Origin of the sequence: Cohnella herbarum (assembly GCF_012849095.1) — a bacterium.
Lineage (GTDB): Bacteria > Bacillota > Bacilli > Paenibacillales > Paenibacillaceae > Cohnella > Cohnella herbarum.
Genome location: NZ_CP051680.1, coordinates 6,249,170 through 6,264,549 on the forward strand (window position 1 = coordinate 6,249,170; position 15,380 = coordinate 6,264,549).

The 15,380-nt window shown below is 52.6% G+C and carries 15 protein-coding genes; 12 read left to right on the forward strand and 3 right to left on the reverse strand.

Annotated elements, in window-relative coordinates; translation table 11 throughout:
• Window positions 1-7: 7 nt before the first annotated feature.
• From HH215_RS26555 to HH215_RS26565, 3 genes are read left to right on the forward strand one after another with little or no spacing between them, the layout of a single operon-like run.
• Entirely contained in the window at window positions 8-1,012 is a 1,005-nt protein-coding gene (locus HH215_RS26555; RefSeq protein ID WP_310735508.1) for an ABC transporter ATP-binding protein, read from the forward strand.
• Window positions 1,013-2,011, forward strand: a complete 999-nt coding sequence (locus HH215_RS26560) for an ABC transporter ATP-binding protein (protein ID WP_169282624.1) — start codon at window positions 1,013-1,015, stop codon at window positions 2,009-2,011. It begins immediately after the preceding gene.
• A 13-nt stretch (window positions 2,012-2,024) separates the two neighbouring features.
• A complete protein-coding gene (locus HH215_RS26565; protein ID WP_169282625.1) occupies window positions 2,025-2,411 on the forward strand; it encodes an OsmC family protein in 387 nt (128 codons plus the stop codon).
• A 371-nt stretch (window positions 2,412-2,782) separates the two neighbouring features.
• On the opposite strand, the gene HH215_RS26570 is transcribed toward HH215_RS26565, so the two are convergent.
• Window positions 2,783-4,183, reverse strand: coding sequence for an MFS transporter (locus HH215_RS26570; RefSeq protein WP_169282626.1), 1,401 nt, complete (start codon window positions 4,181-4,183; stop codon window positions 2,783-2,785).
• Between the two features lie 187 nt (window positions 4,184-4,370).
• Here HH215_RS26570 and HH215_RS26575 point away from each other — a divergent pair, with 187 nt between their 5' ends.
• On the forward strand, window positions 4,371-5,255 hold the full coding sequence (locus tag HH215_RS26575) for a LysR family transcriptional regulator (RefSeq protein WP_169282627.1): 885 nt from the start codon (window positions 4,371-4,373) through the stop codon (window positions 5,253-5,255).
• Here HH215_RS26575 and HH215_RS26580 read toward each other — a convergent pair.
• Window positions 5,227-6,588: an LLM class flavin-dependent oxidoreductase gene (locus HH215_RS26580; protein WP_169282628.1), complete on the reverse strand. Its 1,362-nt coding sequence runs from the start codon at window positions 6,586-6,588 to the stop codon at window positions 5,227-5,229. The genes HH215_RS26575 and HH215_RS26580 overlap by 29 nt on opposite strands.
• Window positions 6,589-6,730: 142 nt before the next feature.
• Complete coding sequence (locus HH215_RS26585; RefSeq protein ID WP_169282629.1) at window positions 6,731-7,633, reverse strand: transporter substrate-binding domain-containing protein; 903 nt, start codon at window positions 7,631-7,633, stop codon at window positions 6,731-6,733.
• A gap of 388 nt (window positions 7,634-8,021) precedes the next feature.
• On the opposite strand from HH215_RS26585, the gene HH215_RS26590 reads away from it, so the two are divergent.
• The 8 genes from HH215_RS26590 to HH215_RS26625 all read left to right on the forward strand — a co-directional run bounded on the left by HH215_RS26590 (window position 8,022) and on the right by HH215_RS26625 (window position 15,093).
• The gene (locus HH215_RS26590; RefSeq protein ID WP_169282630.1) at window positions 8,022-8,681 is read left to right on the forward strand and encodes an HAD family hydrolase; all 660 of its coding nucleotides are present in this window, start codon (window positions 8,022-8,024) and stop codon (window positions 8,679-8,681) included.
• 51 nt (window positions 8,682-8,732) lie between these two features.
• Window positions 8,733-9,590, forward strand: a complete 858-nt coding sequence (locus HH215_RS26595) for a hypothetical protein (RefSeq protein ID WP_169282631.1) — start codon at window positions 8,733-8,735, stop codon at window positions 9,588-9,590.
• Between the two features lie 199 nt (window positions 9,591-9,789).
• Window positions 9,790-10,176, forward strand: coding sequence for an iron chaperone (locus HH215_RS26600; RefSeq protein ID WP_169282632.1), 387 nt, complete (start codon window positions 9,790-9,792; stop codon window positions 10,174-10,176).
• 132 nt (window positions 10,177-10,308) lie between these two features.
• A complete protein-coding gene (locus HH215_RS26605; RefSeq protein ID WP_254450235.1) occupies window positions 10,309-10,530 on the forward strand; it encodes a ribbon-helix-helix protein, CopG family in 222 nt (73 codons plus the stop codon).
• 34 nt (window positions 10,531-10,564) lie between these two features.
• Window positions 10,565-12,106: a MutS-related protein gene (locus tag HH215_RS26610; RefSeq protein ID WP_169282634.1), complete on the forward strand. Its 1,542-nt coding sequence runs from the start codon at window positions 10,565-10,567 to the stop codon at window positions 12,104-12,106.
• A complete protein-coding gene (locus tag HH215_RS26615) occupies window positions 12,103-13,593 on the forward strand; it encodes a MutS-related protein (RefSeq protein ID WP_169282635.1) in 1,491 nt (496 codons plus the stop codon). The genes HH215_RS26610 and HH215_RS26615 overlap by 4 nt, the downstream gene beginning before the upstream one ends.
• Before the next feature lie 34 nt (window positions 13,594-13,627).
• A complete protein-coding gene (msrA, locus tag HH215_RS26620) occupies window positions 13,628-14,272 on the forward strand; it encodes a peptide-methionine (S)-S-oxide reductase MsrA (protein WP_169282636.1) in 645 nt (214 codons plus the stop codon).
• A gap of 80 nt (window positions 14,273-14,352) precedes the next feature.
• Window positions 14,353-15,093: a Bax inhibitor-1/YccA family protein gene (locus tag HH215_RS26625; RefSeq protein ID WP_169282637.1), complete on the forward strand. Its 741-nt coding sequence runs from the start codon at window positions 14,353-14,355 to the stop codon at window positions 15,091-15,093.
• Window positions 15,094-15,380: the final 287 nt, after the last annotated feature.

Sequence of the window (15,380 nt, forward strand, 5' to 3'; positions counted from 1 at the left end):
GTTACCCTTGAGCCATGTGCCTCTACTGGAAGTGAAAAATCTGAAGACGCATTTTCTTACGGAGCGGGGAAAGGTAACTGCGGTCAACGGGGTCAGCTTCGAGATCCATCCGGGGGAGATCGTCGGAATCGTCGGGGAATCGGGCTGCGGCAAGAGCGTCATGTCCCAATCGATCATCCGCTTGCTCGAGCACTCGGATCCGATCGAGTACGAAGGCGAAATCCGATTCGACGGCGAGGATTTGCTAGCCGTGCCGCTTTCCCGGCTGCGAGGCGTCCGGGGCGACGAGATCTCGATGATCTTCCAAGACCCGCTTTCTTCGCTTAACCCGGTCTACACGATCGGCAACCAAATCGAAGAGGTGCTGCGTCAGCATCAGAAAATGTCCAAGAAAGCGGCGCGCAACAAAGCCATCGATATGCTGAGGGCAACGGGAATCCCCTCCCCGGAAACACGGGTTGATGAATATCCCCATCAATTGTCCGGGGGCATGCAGCAGCGGGCGATGATCGCGATGGCCCTGTCCTGCGAGCCGAAGCTCTTAATCGCGGACGAGCCGACAACGGCGCTGGACGTGACGATACAGGCGCAAATTCTAGAGCTGATCGTTGAATTAAACCGGACCCTGGGGATGGGCGTATTGTTTATTACGCATGATCTGGGCGTCGTATCGGAGATTTGCACGAGCGTTAAGGTGATGTACTTGGGACAAATCGTAGAAGACACGACGACGGAGAAGTTATTTCGTTCACCGCTTCACCCTTATACGCAGGGGCTGATCAAGTCCATCCCGAGAATGGATGGAAACCGTCACGAGAAGCTTCACGTGATCGAAGGGACCGTTCCTTCTTTGTCCGATATTCCTCGCGGCTGCAGCTTCTCCACGAGATGCCCGTATGCCGATGAAAAATGCTTCAGCGAAGAGCCCTTAATGGAGAAGGCCGATGTCGGGCATAGCGTGAAGTGCTGGCATTACGCCCGAATCAATAGCTTAGAGGGGAGGGGGGCTTAAGTGGGTAACGTTGAAAAGGCTGATCGTCCGATTCTCGAAGTGAATGCGCTGCAGAAGAAGTTTCCGGTTCACGGTTCGTTCGGGAAGCTGTTCGGGACGAAAACGTACGTGAACGCGGTGACTAACGTTTCTTTCCGATTGTATCCGGGAGAAACCTACGGTTTGGTCGGCGAGTCGGGATCGGGCAAGAGCACGACGGGCCGCGCGATCTTAGGCTTAACTCCCCCGACCTCGGGACAAGTGCTCTATCAAGACCAAGATTTGGCGAAAATGTCGGGTAATGAATTGCGGAAGTTCCGCAAAGACATTCAATTCGTGTTTCAAGACCCGTTCTCTTCATTGAATCCGAGGAAACGGATCGGTCCGATTCTGGAGGAACCGCTGCTTATTCATAAGATGGGGAATAAGGAGCAACGCCGGGAGCAGGTGTTCCGCATTCTGGACATCGTCGGATTGCAACCGGAGCATTATTTTCGCTATCCGCATGAATTTTCCGGCGGTCAACGCCAGCGGGTAGGCTTGGCAAGAGCACTCATCATGAATCCGAAAATCATCATTTGCGACGAGCCGGTCTCGGCGCTGGACGTGTCCATTCAGTCGCAGATTCTGAATATCCTTAAGGGGCTGCAGAAGGAACTTCGATTAACGCTGCTCTTCATCACGCACGACATTAGCGTCGTACGTTACATCTCCGATCGCATCGGCATCATGTATTTGGGCACGATCGTCGAAGAAGCGCTAACGGACGACTTATTCCAACAGCCTTTACACCCGTATACGCAGGCGCTTTTCTCGGCCGTACCCGATTTTACGCGCAACCGGTTGAGCGAGCGGGTGATCCTTAAAGGCGAAATTCCATCCCCGTTATCTCCGCCTACGGGCTGCGTTTTTCATACGAGATGCCCTTATGCGACGGACATCTGCAAAGCGGAAGTACCGATTTTAAGAGAAGTTAAACCTCAACAGCGAGTGGCTTGCCATCTCGTCACCTCATCCTAAAGGAGCAATCGATATGACAACGATCAGAATCGTAGAAGATCAGAACGAAATTCACAACGAAGCGGGTTTGCAGATCATCGGAAGCACGGCCCCTAACCAAAGCGGCTTGTCCCCGAGAGAATTGTTGGAATCGGCTCTAGGCTTGTGCGTATCGATTTCTCTTCAGAAAATCATGGACTACGATAAGGTAGAATACGATAAGTCTTCGATCGCGGTAGAAGTGGCTGCTACGAAGGCGGCGGACGGAACGAACAGATTCTCGAACTTCGACGTGCGGGTGAAGCTACCTCCGACGTTGGACGAAACCTACAAGAAGAAGCTGATGACGGTGGTGGAGCGGGCATGCACGATCGGCAACACGCTTAAAGAAGGAGCTATCATCGAGACGATAGAAATCTAGTATTAGCAGAAGATTGTTCTTGCCCGGTGGCTCGCCACTAATCCGAAAATATTGTTGCTGGATGAGCCGACACGGGGAGTCGATGTAGGCGCCCGCGGAGAGCTGGGCGCAGTCGAATCCGCGAAGTCCGGGAAGAAAGTGTGGATCAAGGATATTTTGCAGGCTTAGGCGGAATTTGCGAGACTGGCGTTTTTTTGAAGGCATTCAGGACTGTCCCTCATGGGGCGGTCCTGTTGTGCTGATGTGTTGGGGCAAGATCATGGAGTAATTACTTTTTTCGTCGATGGTGGGGCCGTTCTTGGGGGAGCGCTCTATTCCCAATCCGGAAATAACCGTCGCCTAAGGCTAAGCGCCTGCTCCCAGCCCGAAACTCATCCCGCCGGAGACTCGGCGCCTGCTCTTCGCGAGGCGCGGCGAGACATGGCCGCGAAAACCGCGTACAAAATCGCCGTCAGCGAGACAAGAGCCGCCAGCGCCAGGAAGAGATTGCTGTAGACGAGGCCGGCCCCGCCGCCATGGAGCGGATTCAGCCATCGACCGGATGCGCCGAAGTCGAGCGTCCGACCGATGAGCGCCGTAGACGCTGCGCCGGCTATGAACGATACCAGACTGTACAGCCCCATACCGACACCCGTCTGCTCTGCAGTTAATGTCCCGGATAGCGTATGGGACAGCGCGATCTGGGTGAAGGTCTGTCCTACGCTGCCGAAGATGAGGAAGCAAGCAATGAGGCCCGGCGAAGATCCGGCCGTCCACGAGAGCAGGACAAATCCCGAGGCGAACAGCAGCGCCGCCGTATAGAACAGCACCCCGATGCCATATTTGTCCGCAAGGGTCCCCCCTCTTCGTCCCAATAACGCGGATAGGACCGCTGCGGGTAACATCGCGAGCCCCGTATGCAGCGGGGACAAGCCGTTGACATTGCCGAGCAGCAGCGGCACCAGGAAGGGAATGCCGAATACCGCGCACGAGGACAAGCCGGTAATTAGCAGCGCGAAGGAGAACCGTGTGTTGCCCAGCAACGCGAGCTGAATGAAAGGCTCGCGGGCGAAACGAATGCGGAGTCCGAACAGCGCGGTCAGCAGCAGTCCTGCTGCAAGCAGCATAAGGCTCGAATTCGTCAAGGCCAGCAACAGCGCGGCGATCGAACCGCCGAGCAGCAGACCGCCCCATACATCCGTCGGCCTCTTCGTTCCTGCAGCCCCGTCAAGCTCGCGTCGGAAGAAGGGGAGGGCGATTAAGGCAAGTAGCGGGAGGAGGAACAGCAAACGCCAACTGGCCACGCTGGTAACGATGCCGGATATGATCGGGCCGGCAGCCGTTCCAAGCGCAATTCCCGTAGCCGTCATTCCCAGAGCGCGTCCTCTTGCTGCCAGCGGATAATAGCGGACGGGAATCAGCATGGAGGCGGCAGTCACCACGGATGCCCCCATGGCTTGCAGCACCCGAGCCAGCACCAGCATCCAGAAAGCGCCTGCCATCAGTCCGATCAACGAACCGAAGGCGAGCATGGGGAGCCCGAAGGTCAGCAGATTTCTCAGGCTGTATCTGTCGGCCAGCTTGCCGTAGGTGACGGTGCCAATGGCGTAGACGACGATGTACGCTGTTATGACCCAGCTTGCCTTGGAAGGCGAGAGCGAGAATTCAAGACTGATCCGGGGCAGCGCCACATTAAACATCGTTGCATTCATGACAGATACGATCAGGGTCAGGGCGAGCAAGCGCATCAATCGGTCAGCCGTCACGGGGGAGGGGGCATGCTTGGAATCCATAGCGAACCTTCTTTCCACAGCCGTATTGACGGCGTTAAGTGCAGGGGGGCAGTCGGCTCTGCGGCCCGCTGGTTATCGTCTGCCTTCTCCTCCTATTATAAAATTTGACAAATTACACAGTCTAATTTATTGTTTTTCTAATATTAATGAATAAAATTCATGATTTAGTGAAGGTGGCAACCGCCTTATGGAATTGACACAGATGGAATATTTTTTGGCTGTAGCGAAGCTGCAGCATGTAACCCGTGCGGCGGAGGCGCTCTCGATGACCCAGCCGGCGCTCAGCCATTCGATAGCCAAGCTGGAGGAAGAGCTGGGAATGCCGCTGTTCGAGCGAAGCGGACGCAATATCCGCTTGAATGCTTGCGGCGAGCTGTTCGCCTCACGGGTGGAACGCGCGCTGCAAGAGATCAGGAAGGGCAAGGATGAGCTCGAAGCCTGGGCGAATCCGGATACCGGCGTTGTCGCCATCTCCTTCCTCAACATTCTGGGTACGCGTCTCATTCCGTTGTTCATCCGTACCTTCCGGGTGCAGCATCCCGGTGTCCGCTTCGAGCTGCAGCAGGGAACGGATACCTTCGTCCGCAGCCAGCTCGAAGCCGGCGTCAGCGATCTGTGCATATCGCTTCCGCGCTGGGAAGATCCCGGCCTGCGCTGGCACCCGGTCTGCTCGTACCGGCTCGATCTGGCGGTGCCTGTCAACCACCGCTGGAATGGGCGGGAGCGCATCGGTCTGGAGGAAATCGGGAACGAACCTTACATTGGCCTTAAGAAGGAATGCGGACTGAAGAATGTCGTCGAAGCGCTGTTCCTTCGTGCAGGTGTCCAGCCGAACGTCATCTACGAAGCCGAGGATTTGCCAACGGTGTCGGGCTTCGTATCGGCGGGACTCGGCGTCTCCCTGCTGCCCCGTGCCTACAGCATGGAACTGAGTGGAAACGCATGGGTTTCCGTCGACAGCGTGGAAGGACCGCTGCCCGTAGAATTGGGTTGGAAAGAGAAGCGGCACCTCTCTCCCGCCGTGAGGCTGTTCCGCGACTTCCTTATTCAGAAAAAATATTTGCTGGGGTAACGAGCATCCGAGCATGCCGATTGGCCGGTATCGGCAGACCGAGATTGCCTCGCAAAGTGTCGCTCTCGTATTCGCTGCGGAACAGTCCGCGCCGGCGCAGGATGGGCACGACGCAGTCGACGAAGTCCTCCAGCCCGCGCGGCGTGACCGGGCCCAGCACAAAGCCGTCGGCAGCGCCGGCTTCGAAGCGTTCCTGTATACGGTCTGCGATGTCCTCTGGCGTGCCGATCACGAACGCGCCGCGCGGCGTTGCGACTTGAATCGCCACTTCGCGGAGCGTCTGTCCCTTCTCCCGCGCTTCCCGCTTAATGCGGTCCGTCATCGCCTGGAAGCCGTTGCGGCCCAATTCACCCAGCTCCGGGAAAAATTCGTCCAGCGCATAGGATGAGAAATCATGATGCTCGAACAAGCGGCCCAAGTAGTCGAGCGCCTTGTCGATCGTGACGAGGTTCGCCACCTCCTCATAGATGCGCTCCGCCGCATCGCGAGTCTGTCCGAGAATCGGCGCGATCGCCGGGAAGACGAGCACGTCGTCAGGATTTCGGCCGTGTGCCGTTATGCGCCCTTTTATGTCTTGGTAGAAGGCAACGGCTTCCTCCAATGTCTCATGCTCGATTCCCGTGAAGATGGCTTCCGCTTCCTGCGCGGCCAGATTCCTGCCCGCATCGGATGAACCGGCCTGGAAAATAACCGGATGCCCCTGCTTGGAACGCGCGACATTGAGCGGTCCTTTCACTGTGAAGAAGCGTCCCTGATGGTTGAGCGTATGCATCTTCGAAGGATCGAAGAAAACGCCCGACGAGCGGTCGCGCACGAACGCGTCGTCCTCCCAGGAGTCCCACAATCCGCGGACGACCTGCAGAAATTCGGCGGCAATCTCGTAGCGCAAATTGTGTTCGGGATGCTCTTGCCGGCGATTGCCGAAGTTAAGCGAGGTACTGTCCAGCGGGGAGGTGACGACATTCCAGCCGGCGCGCCCGCCGCTCAGCATGTCGAGCGAAGCGAGCTGCCTCGCTGCGGTGAATGGTTCACTGTACGTCGTCGACAGGGTGCCGACAAGACCGATCCGTTCACTGGCCGAGGCGAGTGCGCTTAATAGGGTCAGCGGCTCGAATCGGTTGAGCAGATGGGGAATCGATTTCTCTTCGATATACAGACCGTCCGCAATAAAGATGAAATCCAGCTTACCTTCTTCCGCTTTCCAAACCCACGATTTGTAGATCCCCGGATTGACGCTCGCATCCGGCTGCGCATCGGGATGCCGCCACGTTGAAGTGCCTCTCCCAACGCCCAGCAGCATCGCGCCCAGCTTCACTTCCCTCTGTTTTCCCATCGCTTTCCCTCCATCTGGATTAGCTCTCATAGCTCGCATAACTCACATAACTCACATAACCCGCATAGCCCGCATAGCCCGCATAGCCGAATCAACCGGTGTTTCCCGTCTGACCTGGCAGCCTGCCAAACAGACCGGACAGTTACGAATTCGTTTCCTTCGTATAATCCGCCCCGAGCCATTGAATGCTCAGCTTCGACAGCGTACCGTCCGCCTTGATCGCCTTCAATGCTATGTCGATGCTGTCCGCCAGCCGCTGTCCATCCGGGTCGTCCTTGCGGAATACATACAAGACATCGCTTGTGTCCAGCGGTTTGCCTACCGACTTCAGCTTGCCCTCCGGATCGATCAGCGGGAGCGTGAAATCGGCTGCCAGCGTAGCGTCGGCACGGCCGCTAGCAATCTGGCTTACGGTATCGTTGGCCGCACCATTCTGATAGATAATGTCAATCGCGTTGTTGTTCGCTTTATTATAGTTTTCCAGCAGTGTGGCTTGGGCGCTTGAGGGATTGGTCAGCACCTTTTTGCCATGCAGATCGTCTAGCGTTTTAATAGGCGCGTTGTTGTCCTTGCTGAGAATAATTTTGGTTTGCCGATGCACGTATGCTTCTTTATTGAACAAGTATTTCTGTTCCCGTTCCGTCGTTCGCAGCATTTGCGCCGAGATGAAATCAATTTTTTTCGTTTCCAGGCTGAGCAGCAGGCTTGCGAATTCCATAGTCTGGAACTCGAACTCATATTCGGGCAGCCGCTTGTCGATTTCTTTCACCAGGTCAATATCAAACCCGGCCAGTTGGCCGTTCTCGTCAATGTAAAATACTTTCGGATACGTCGTGCCCGTGCCTACGATGATTTTGGTGACAGCATCCGGTGCGGAACCGGTTGGAGCGGGAGTGGCAGTGGAAGTGGGGGATCCAACGGTCGGCGCCGTCGAAGGAGGCGATGAGGCGGGGCCTCCTCCGTCGGCGTCGCTGCCGTTCGAGCCGCAGGCGGACAACGCCCAGGCAAAAATAAGGAATACTGCAATCAAGTTCAATTTCTTCATCCGTTTCTCCTCCGTTTTGGTTAAAGTGTTCATCGTATCAACAGGAAACTATATAATTCCTATAGATATAATGGATTATTGGTTCCCATCTACCTTATCACCCTGCTTCTTCCTTCGTCTAATGCGGCTTTTCTATTCTTTTGATGAATATAATTCATTGATCCTACATCGTTAATGTAAATTAAACGTTAATAATCTTGATTGCCGTCGCAGCTTTCAGTATTTTGAGGGTACAACGAAAAATCGGCGGCAATCTGGCATTCGTAATTCTTGCGCTCGGGAATTCAATAATTAAAGTTTGCATTCTCCTAAATTTAGGAAGCGCTAAGTCTCTTTTTTAGGTAAAATAGACTTATATATAAAAATAGAGAACCTGGAGAGTGGAAGAATGGCGATTAGAGCAGTCGTATTCGACTTCGACGGTACGTTGATGGACACGGAATCATGCGCTTACGATACGATCTGCAGCATCTATGCGGAACACGGGCAGGAGCTTCCATTGGAAACTTGGGCGGTCTGCATCGGAACGGTCGGAGGCTTCGATCCTTACCGCGATCTGGAAATGAAAACGGGACGGACTTTGGATCATGAGGAATTGCGGAACCGCTACAAAACGAGGCATATCGAAAATGTGAAAAGCGTCACGCTCCGCCCCGGAGCATTGGATCGGCTGGAGGAAGCGCGGCGCTTGGGATTGAAGATCGGTCTGGCTTCCAGCTCGGATCGCGCTTGGATCGAAATGCACTTGGAACGGCAGGGGATCCGCGATTATTTCGAAGTCATCCGATCCTCGGACGACGTGAAGCGGGTGAAACCGGATCCGGAGCTGTACAGATTGGCGGTGGAAGCGTTGGGCGTAAGGCCTGAGGAAGCTATCGCCGTCGAAGATTCGATGAACGGACTTCGCGCAGCCAAAGCCGCGGGACTTTACGGTCTCGTCGTTCCTAACCCGGTCACGGCCCAGATGGATTTCTCCGAAGCGGATCTGCTCCTCGGGAGCTTGGAAGGGACGACTTGGGAAGAAATCATGCGGCAGGCGGTAAGATAGCGGCTTAGATGTCGACGAATACGATAAAATGATCACGGAGGAGACTCAAAAATGAAAATAAGTGCCAATACCGGTTCCACGCTACCCAATCTATATTCTGCGACAGCGACTTCCGACTCTCCTAGAATGGAAAGCGGCGATCTATCGCAGCTTCTTCGCCACGATACCGTGGAGCTTAGCGATGTCGTTTCCCGCGAACTGCCGATCGGAGCGATCGAGCATAAACCTGCGCAAATGTACTTTAATGAAGAGATCAAAGCTTCTTTAGACAAGGCACTTGCCGGGAAAGGCCCGGAAGTCCGCGAAGCGGTAGATCGCCTGATTGAATCCAATCTGTTTGCTGCCAACGTAGATTATAGCTCCGATGAGCGTTCCGCCTTAATAGAAGCGGGTCTAACTCAAGCTAAGTTTCTGGCGGACAATTATATGCAACCCGAAGAAGGGTCGGAATTCTTGGATACGATCAAATTGTTGGCCGCGGTTGCTACTACCAGACAGGTCGACCCGGAGACAGGCCGCGTATCCTACGTTGAATTACCTCAAAAACCTCGAGGAGCGCCGGAGGATTATGTGAGCGCAGGCGATTTAATGAAAAAGTATGATCCTGAATCGTACTCGAAATTACAAGACGCAGTCGCCAACGGAGGAAATACGGGGAGCATACTCATTCAATTTGCCAAAAAGCTGCAGCAAAATCCAGACTGGGTCAAGGGTTATCGCGAAGACCAGGATAAGCTCATGAAGGATTTGCGATCAACCGACATCGATAACCGATTCGAGAGCGTAAAAGCAAATAACGTAAATGATTTCGTAGACTCGATGAGAAATCAAATCGCTGAATCGTCTTTATCCAACAAGGATCTTATTTTGGCTAATACATTGGCTTTTGCCCGAACGCTGGGATTCTAGCAAAATTCGGCAAGAGAAAAGAAAATCCCGATCTAATCGATGCGTCATCGGATTAGGCGGGATTTTTCGTTTTATATAGATAGGGCGTGTTCGATTTTGAAGAAGTTCTTGCAGGAAAATGAATAAAAAGCTTGAATTTAGGAGTAAAGCGATTATTTACCTATAATGAGGCGATCATTCGAAAAAGGGAGGAATTACGATGTCACCCAAGACGAATTATCAGACGGCGGACGATTATATCGGCACGTTTCCGAAGGCGGTACAAGAGGGATTGGAACAGATCAGGCAAACGGTTAGGGATACCGAGCCCGATGCTGAGGAAATCATCAGTTATCAGATACCGGCTTTCGAGTACCATGGCAAGCTAATCTACTATTCGGCGTACACGAAACATTATTCGCTATCGTTTCCTCCGCCGTTTACGATTTTCGAAGCGTTTAAGGAGCAATTGTCGCCCTATGAGGTGTCGAAATCGGTAATACAGCTTCCAATGGACAGACCGCTTCCGCTGGAGCTGATCCGGGAGCTTGTTAAGTTCAGGGCAAAGGAAAATAAGGAAAACGCGGCCGGGAAGAAGAAAAAGTAAATAGCCGAATGTCCGCTTCCAGGGCGCCTGTATAGGCGTCTTCTTTGTTTTCTGTATCGCGTCCTCGTTGATTTAAGTAGCACAAATTGATTTCGCGTCCGATTGCAATCAAAATAAACAGAGGTGATGAATATGAACAGCGATCAAGAAACGTCTGAATCGAGAGTTTCCAAAGGGGGCAATCGATCAGGGGCGGGACGTAAGGCAATCGGCATTACAAGAAAGCTATCGCTGACTTTAACGGAGAAGGATTGGGCGGAAATCGATCGGCGCTGCGATAGGGGAGACTATTCCGTATCCGAGATCATACGCTCGATTATCGAAGATCATCTTCGGGAAGTGGATTCGTTGTAATGCGATCAAGCGCTGACGGAAGGGGCGGTTTTACATGGAATTGGAATACCCTAGCATCCTGTTCGATCCGTTAAATCCATCGAGGATGGAGGAGGGGCTTCCACGCCAATCGTTCGATTTTTTCCGTGATATTCATATGGATACCCTTATCCAAGATATTGTGAAAGGGAAAGAGGAATACAGGCTCGAACCGCTATTTTACGATAAACTAGTTCCGATCGAGGCCACCCGCTACCGACACGCGATTATGCAGGAAATCGACGACGCGGATTTGGTTAATGTTATGGCCGCTTTCTCGCAAAATATGCGGAAAGTTCGGGAGTACGCGGGATATAGCGAATCGTTTCCGGACCAAGACCAGCGGATGAAGTGGCTGAACGATGCTGCTCATCTCTATTGCGAGGCCATCAAGGAACTGCATCATGTCCTGACCGCTATCGAATTGCAGTCTAGGGGGCTTAAATCTATCTATGAATGGCTCACCCAATATATAAATACATCCTATTTTACTTTGCTGACCGAGGAAACCTACGAGTTACATCAACAATTCAGTCGGATTCGATACAGCTTGTCCCTTGCAGGGGGCAAGATTAACATAAGCGCGGAAGACGACGATCAGGACTATTGCAAGTCGCTAAGTAACGTTTTTCTGCATGGGGAGGGGGATACGGAGATTATCAATATGCGATTGTCTGCCGGGTTGCAATTATCCGATGTGGAGAAGAACGTGCTGAACGCGGTTAGGAAACATTACCCCGATCCTTTCCGGAAACTGCCGGCTTATTACGCCAGACATTCGCGCTTTATAGAATCGTCCATGATGGTTTTCGACCGGGAAATCCAATTTTACGTCACTTGTCTGGAGTACTTTCATGCCCTGAAAAATAAAGGATTAGCTTACTGTTATCCGCAAATTAACGATACGAATGATCTCCATATCCAGGGGGGATACGATCTTTCGCTGGCATCCTCCGCGCAGCGCTCAGACCAAACGATCGTCGGTAATCATCTGGATCTTGCATCTAACGAAAGGATTTGCGTGCTGACCGGCCCGAACCAAGGCGGCAAAACGACATTTGTCCGCTCGATCGGGCAAATTCTTCACTTAAGCTCCATTGGATGCCCGGTTCCGTGCCGGGAGGCGGTTTTGTTTGATTTTGATCGTATTTTCACGCATTTCCCTTCGCAAGAACGGCCGGGAACCTATAGCGGGAAGCTGCAAGACGAGCTTTACCGGCTTAAGCCTATATTAGATAAATCCACCGACAGAAGCGTAATTTTATTAAATGAACTGTTCTTCACGACGACGACTCACGATGCCTATGCCATGGGCGGCAACGTTCTGCGGACTCTGCTGCGACAGGGGGCTATGTGTATGTATGTCACGCATGTATTCGAACTCGCGTCCTCCGACGACCGGATCGTAAGTCTGGTTGCCGCAACCGATGAATTCGATTCGGCTAAGCGAACGTTCCGAATTCGAAGACAGCGAGCGGACGGCCTTGTTCACGCCTCTTCGATCGTGGGGAAATACGGTTTAACACGACAAAGAATCAAGGAACGGATTCAGCCATGAAGCCGAATCTACTGCATGGCTCCGATGAGCCGACCCTCCAACATCCGTTCAACGAACAACAACTGCTGCAGGATTTACATCTCGAACCGATCCTGAAAGCCATGTCCCGTCAGGATCCTAATGTATACGCGACGATGAGCAAACTCCTTCTGGATCCCCTGCAAGATGAGAATACTATTTTACGCAGACAACAGGTTGTCAAAGACACGATCCGCACCCCGTCGCTTATTCATCGCATGTATGAGATTGTATCCGACATAGATGTTCAATCGGCAGCCTATCGGGCGCAAATGAAGCCTAGTTTCTCGCGAAACGTTCCGATCAGGGATAAGCTTACGACCGCAACGGCTTTGCTTGATATTCTGCTAACCAAACTCCGGGAACTCCGAGACCTCGGCGCGGCCAATAAACCACTCCTCCTGTCGAAGGGTTTGACGGATTTAGTTAAGATGCTCGAACAAACGTATACGAACGAATTTCTGTCCGCGGCCCGTACTCATCATCGATATCTTCAGCTAGCCGTTCAGGAATGCCGTTTAAGTATCGGAGCTAGAATAGGGAACGGCCTCAAAGGAACGGGTTTCACGCTTCGCAGGATTGAGACGGCTTCGAGCTTTCCGTTGAATAGATTCAAGTCGGGAAAATCGGGCTCTTTTCTCTTGGGGCACGATGTGAAAGAAATAGAGGAGAGCGCCCTGTCGAACGTGTTGCGAATCCTTAAACGTTTTATCGATAGGTGCTTGAACTTTACGGATTTACTGCGTTACGAGAGCAGCTTCTACGTGGGCTGTATGAATTTGTACGAAGATTTGGTCAACCGGGGATGTGAAGTCGCTTTTCCGCTGCCGCTAACTTCCGAAGAAAGATGTTTTTCTTTTACCGGGCTATACGATCCAGGTCTGGCTATCGAGTTCGGACGGCAACCGGTTACGAACGAGTTACAAGCGGATGGCAAGCATGTACTTATGATTACCGGCAAGAATCAAGGAGGGAAGACGACTTTCTTGCGAAGCTTGGGACTCGCGCAACTGATGATGCAAAGCGGAATGTTCGTACCCGCCTCAACTTACCGAGCCAGTGTGTGCGACCGTATTTTCACGCACTTTACCAGAGAAGAAGATAAAACGATGCGCAGCGGCAAGCTGGACGAAGAGCTGGCGCGGCTGGATCAGATCGTGGATCATCTGACCCCTCGCAGTCTTCTGCTGATGAACGAGCCCTTCGCTTCCACGACTGAACGCGAGGGCTCGGCAATCGCGATGGACCTGCTCTCCGTCTGCGATGAATTGCGGCTGAGAGTATATATCGTGACCCATTTCTATGAATTGGCCGGCTGGGCTTACGCGAAACTGAATCATGCGGTATTCCTGTCGCCCTCGCGGGACAATGAAGGGTCTCATTCTTATAAGCTGGCATACGCGGAGCCTTCTCCTACGAGTTATGGGGAAGATCTATATAATAGGATTATGACTAAACCGCTTGGCTAAGGCTGAAGGTTGAAGGTTGAAGGGGGGCCATACGATGAACGATCGCGGTGCAGACGACGATATCCGATCGGCAACGCTGGGCATGGGGTGTTTCTGGAGTCCGGAAGCTTTGTTCGGTTCTTTGCCGGGAGTCATCGGAACTCGCGTCGGTTATGCGGGGGGAACTTCCAAGCGGCCAACGTACCGTAAAATGGGAGATCATACCGAGACGGTCGAGGTCGATTTCATCCCTCGTCTCATTACATATGAAGAATTATTAGAGGTGTTTTGGAACAACCATAACCCCGGTAATATTAATGGTTATAAAGGACGGCAATATCAGTCCTTATTATTCTACCGAGATGAGGAGCAGCGGGGAGCGATAGATCGGATCAAGCTTCGGATGGAGTCTCATAAGGGAACGCTCGATACGGAAATCGCTCCTTACGCGGAATTCTTTCCGGCCGAGCCTAGACACCAAAAGTATTATCTGAAAAGGTTCCCGAACGCGATAGAAAAGCTCGGCGCATACTATCCGTCCGAGGAGGAGTGGGTCAACTCGACTTTAGCGGCCCGTCTGAACGGATTGGCGAAAGGGTATTCGAACTTGGAGCGCATTCAGCGGGAGATCGTCCAATGGCCGATAAGTCCAAGAGAACAAACCGAGTTCATTGCGTTAATTAGGCAAATCCGATGGTAGGGGTCAAAAAACAGGTCTTGTCTAACCCTTCGTCACTCATGCTATAATTGGAATAAAATAACGAACGAGGTGTATCTCTGGTGATAGGGCGCAGCGGCAATCCCACCTTGAATGACAACACGTTTGAAGGCTCGCACGGTTACGGCGGTTCCGAGAGAATGACGATCGACGGCACGGTTAATAAAGCGTTCATCATGCTCGCAATCCTTCTGGGCGGGGCTTTCGTTACTTGGTCGATGTATTTCAACGACCGGAACGTTATGCCGATTGCGATCGGCGGAGCGATCGGCGGATTAATTCTCGCGTTGATTATTAGCTTCAAGCCAAAAGCATCGCCTTATCTTGTACCGATCTACGCCGCATTAGAGGGCGTGTTCCTTGGAGGGATATCCGCCACTTACGAGGCGAAGTTCAATGGAATCACTCTTCAAGCCGCTTTGCTGACCATGTGCATATTCGTGGCATTGCTGCTCGCTTATAAATCAAGAATTATTAAGGCTACGGAAAACTTCAAGCTAGGCGTATTCGCGGCTACGGCGGGAATTATGTTGGTCTACTTGGCCAGCTTCGTTCTGGGGATGTTCGGCGTCACGGTTCCTTATCTGCACGATAGCAGTTTAATCGGCATCGGCATATCTTTAGTCATCGTTGTCGTCGCGGCTTTGAACCTGGTCCTTGATTTCGATTTTATCGAGTCGGGCGCGCAGCAAGGAGCTCCTAAGTACATGGAATGGTACGGAGCATTCGGTTTGATGGTCACGTTAGTATGGCTGTACCTGGAGATGCTTCGTCTTCTTTCGAAAATCGCTAGCCGGGATTAGGTAGCGGTAGGACAGCCCAGCACACACCATCCTCATAATCAAGATTGCAAGTAATCGGCTTGTGTATCAGCGCTTTCCTTATGGGAGAGCTGCAGATCGCTGGCCGATTTGTTTTAAACAATATAGATGCTCGCTGTCCCTCGCGAATTCTCCATGGGACGCCGATCGAGGGCTTCTCTCGATAACCGACCAAATAGACCGCTCGCAGCGGTTTGCAGCACGCATTCCCTCGGTGAGTTGGCGAGGAGATAGGCGGAAAACCCGTCCAACTCGGTCGCGGTAATATC

Excerpts from the sequence above, each read along its gene's own strand:
- HH215_RS26605 (WP_254450235.1), top strand. The coding sequence starts at position 10,309 with ATGAACAGCGATCAAGAAACGTCTGAATCGAGAGTTTCCAAAGGGGGC.
- HH215_RS26600 (WP_169282632.1), top strand. The coding sequence starts at position 9,790 with ATGTCACCCAAGACGAATTATCAGACGGCGGACGATTATATCGGCACG.
- HH215_RS26610 (WP_169282634.1), top strand. The coding sequence starts at position 10,565 with ATGGAATTGGAATACCCTAGCATCCTGTTCGATCCGTTAAATCCATCG.
- HH215_RS26615 (WP_169282635.1), top strand. The coding sequence starts at position 12,103 with ATGAAGCCGAATCTACTGCATGGCTCCGATGAGCCGACCCTCCAACAT.
- HH215_RS26595 (WP_169282631.1), top strand. The coding sequence starts at position 8,733 with ATGAAAATAAGTGCCAATACCGGTTCCACGCTACCCAATCTATATTCT.
- HH215_RS26585 (WP_169282629.1), bottom strand. The coding sequence starts at position 7,633 with ATGAAGAAATTGAACTTGATTGCAGTATTCCTTATTTTTGCCTGGGCG.
- HH215_RS26580 (WP_169282628.1), bottom strand. The coding sequence starts at position 6,588 with ATGGGAAAACAGAGGGAAGTGAAGCTGGGCGCGATGCTGCTGGGCGTT.
- msrA (WP_169282636.1), top strand. The coding sequence starts at position 13,628 with ATGAACGATCGCGGTGCAGACGACGATATCCGATCGGCAACGCTGGGC.
- HH215_RS26590 (WP_169282630.1), top strand. The coding sequence starts at position 8,022 with ATGGCGATTAGAGCAGTCGTATTCGACTTCGACGGTACGTTGATGGAC.
- HH215_RS26565 (WP_169282625.1), top strand. The coding sequence starts at position 2,025 with ATGACAACGATCAGAATCGTAGAAGATCAGAACGAAATTCACAACGAA.
- HH215_RS26570 (WP_169282626.1), bottom strand. The coding sequence starts at position 4,183 with ATGGATTCCAAGCATGCCCCCTCCCCCGTGACGGCTGACCGATTGATG.
- HH215_RS26575 (WP_169282627.1), top strand. The coding sequence starts at position 4,371 with ATGGAATTGACACAGATGGAATATTTTTTGGCTGTAGCGAAGCTGCAG.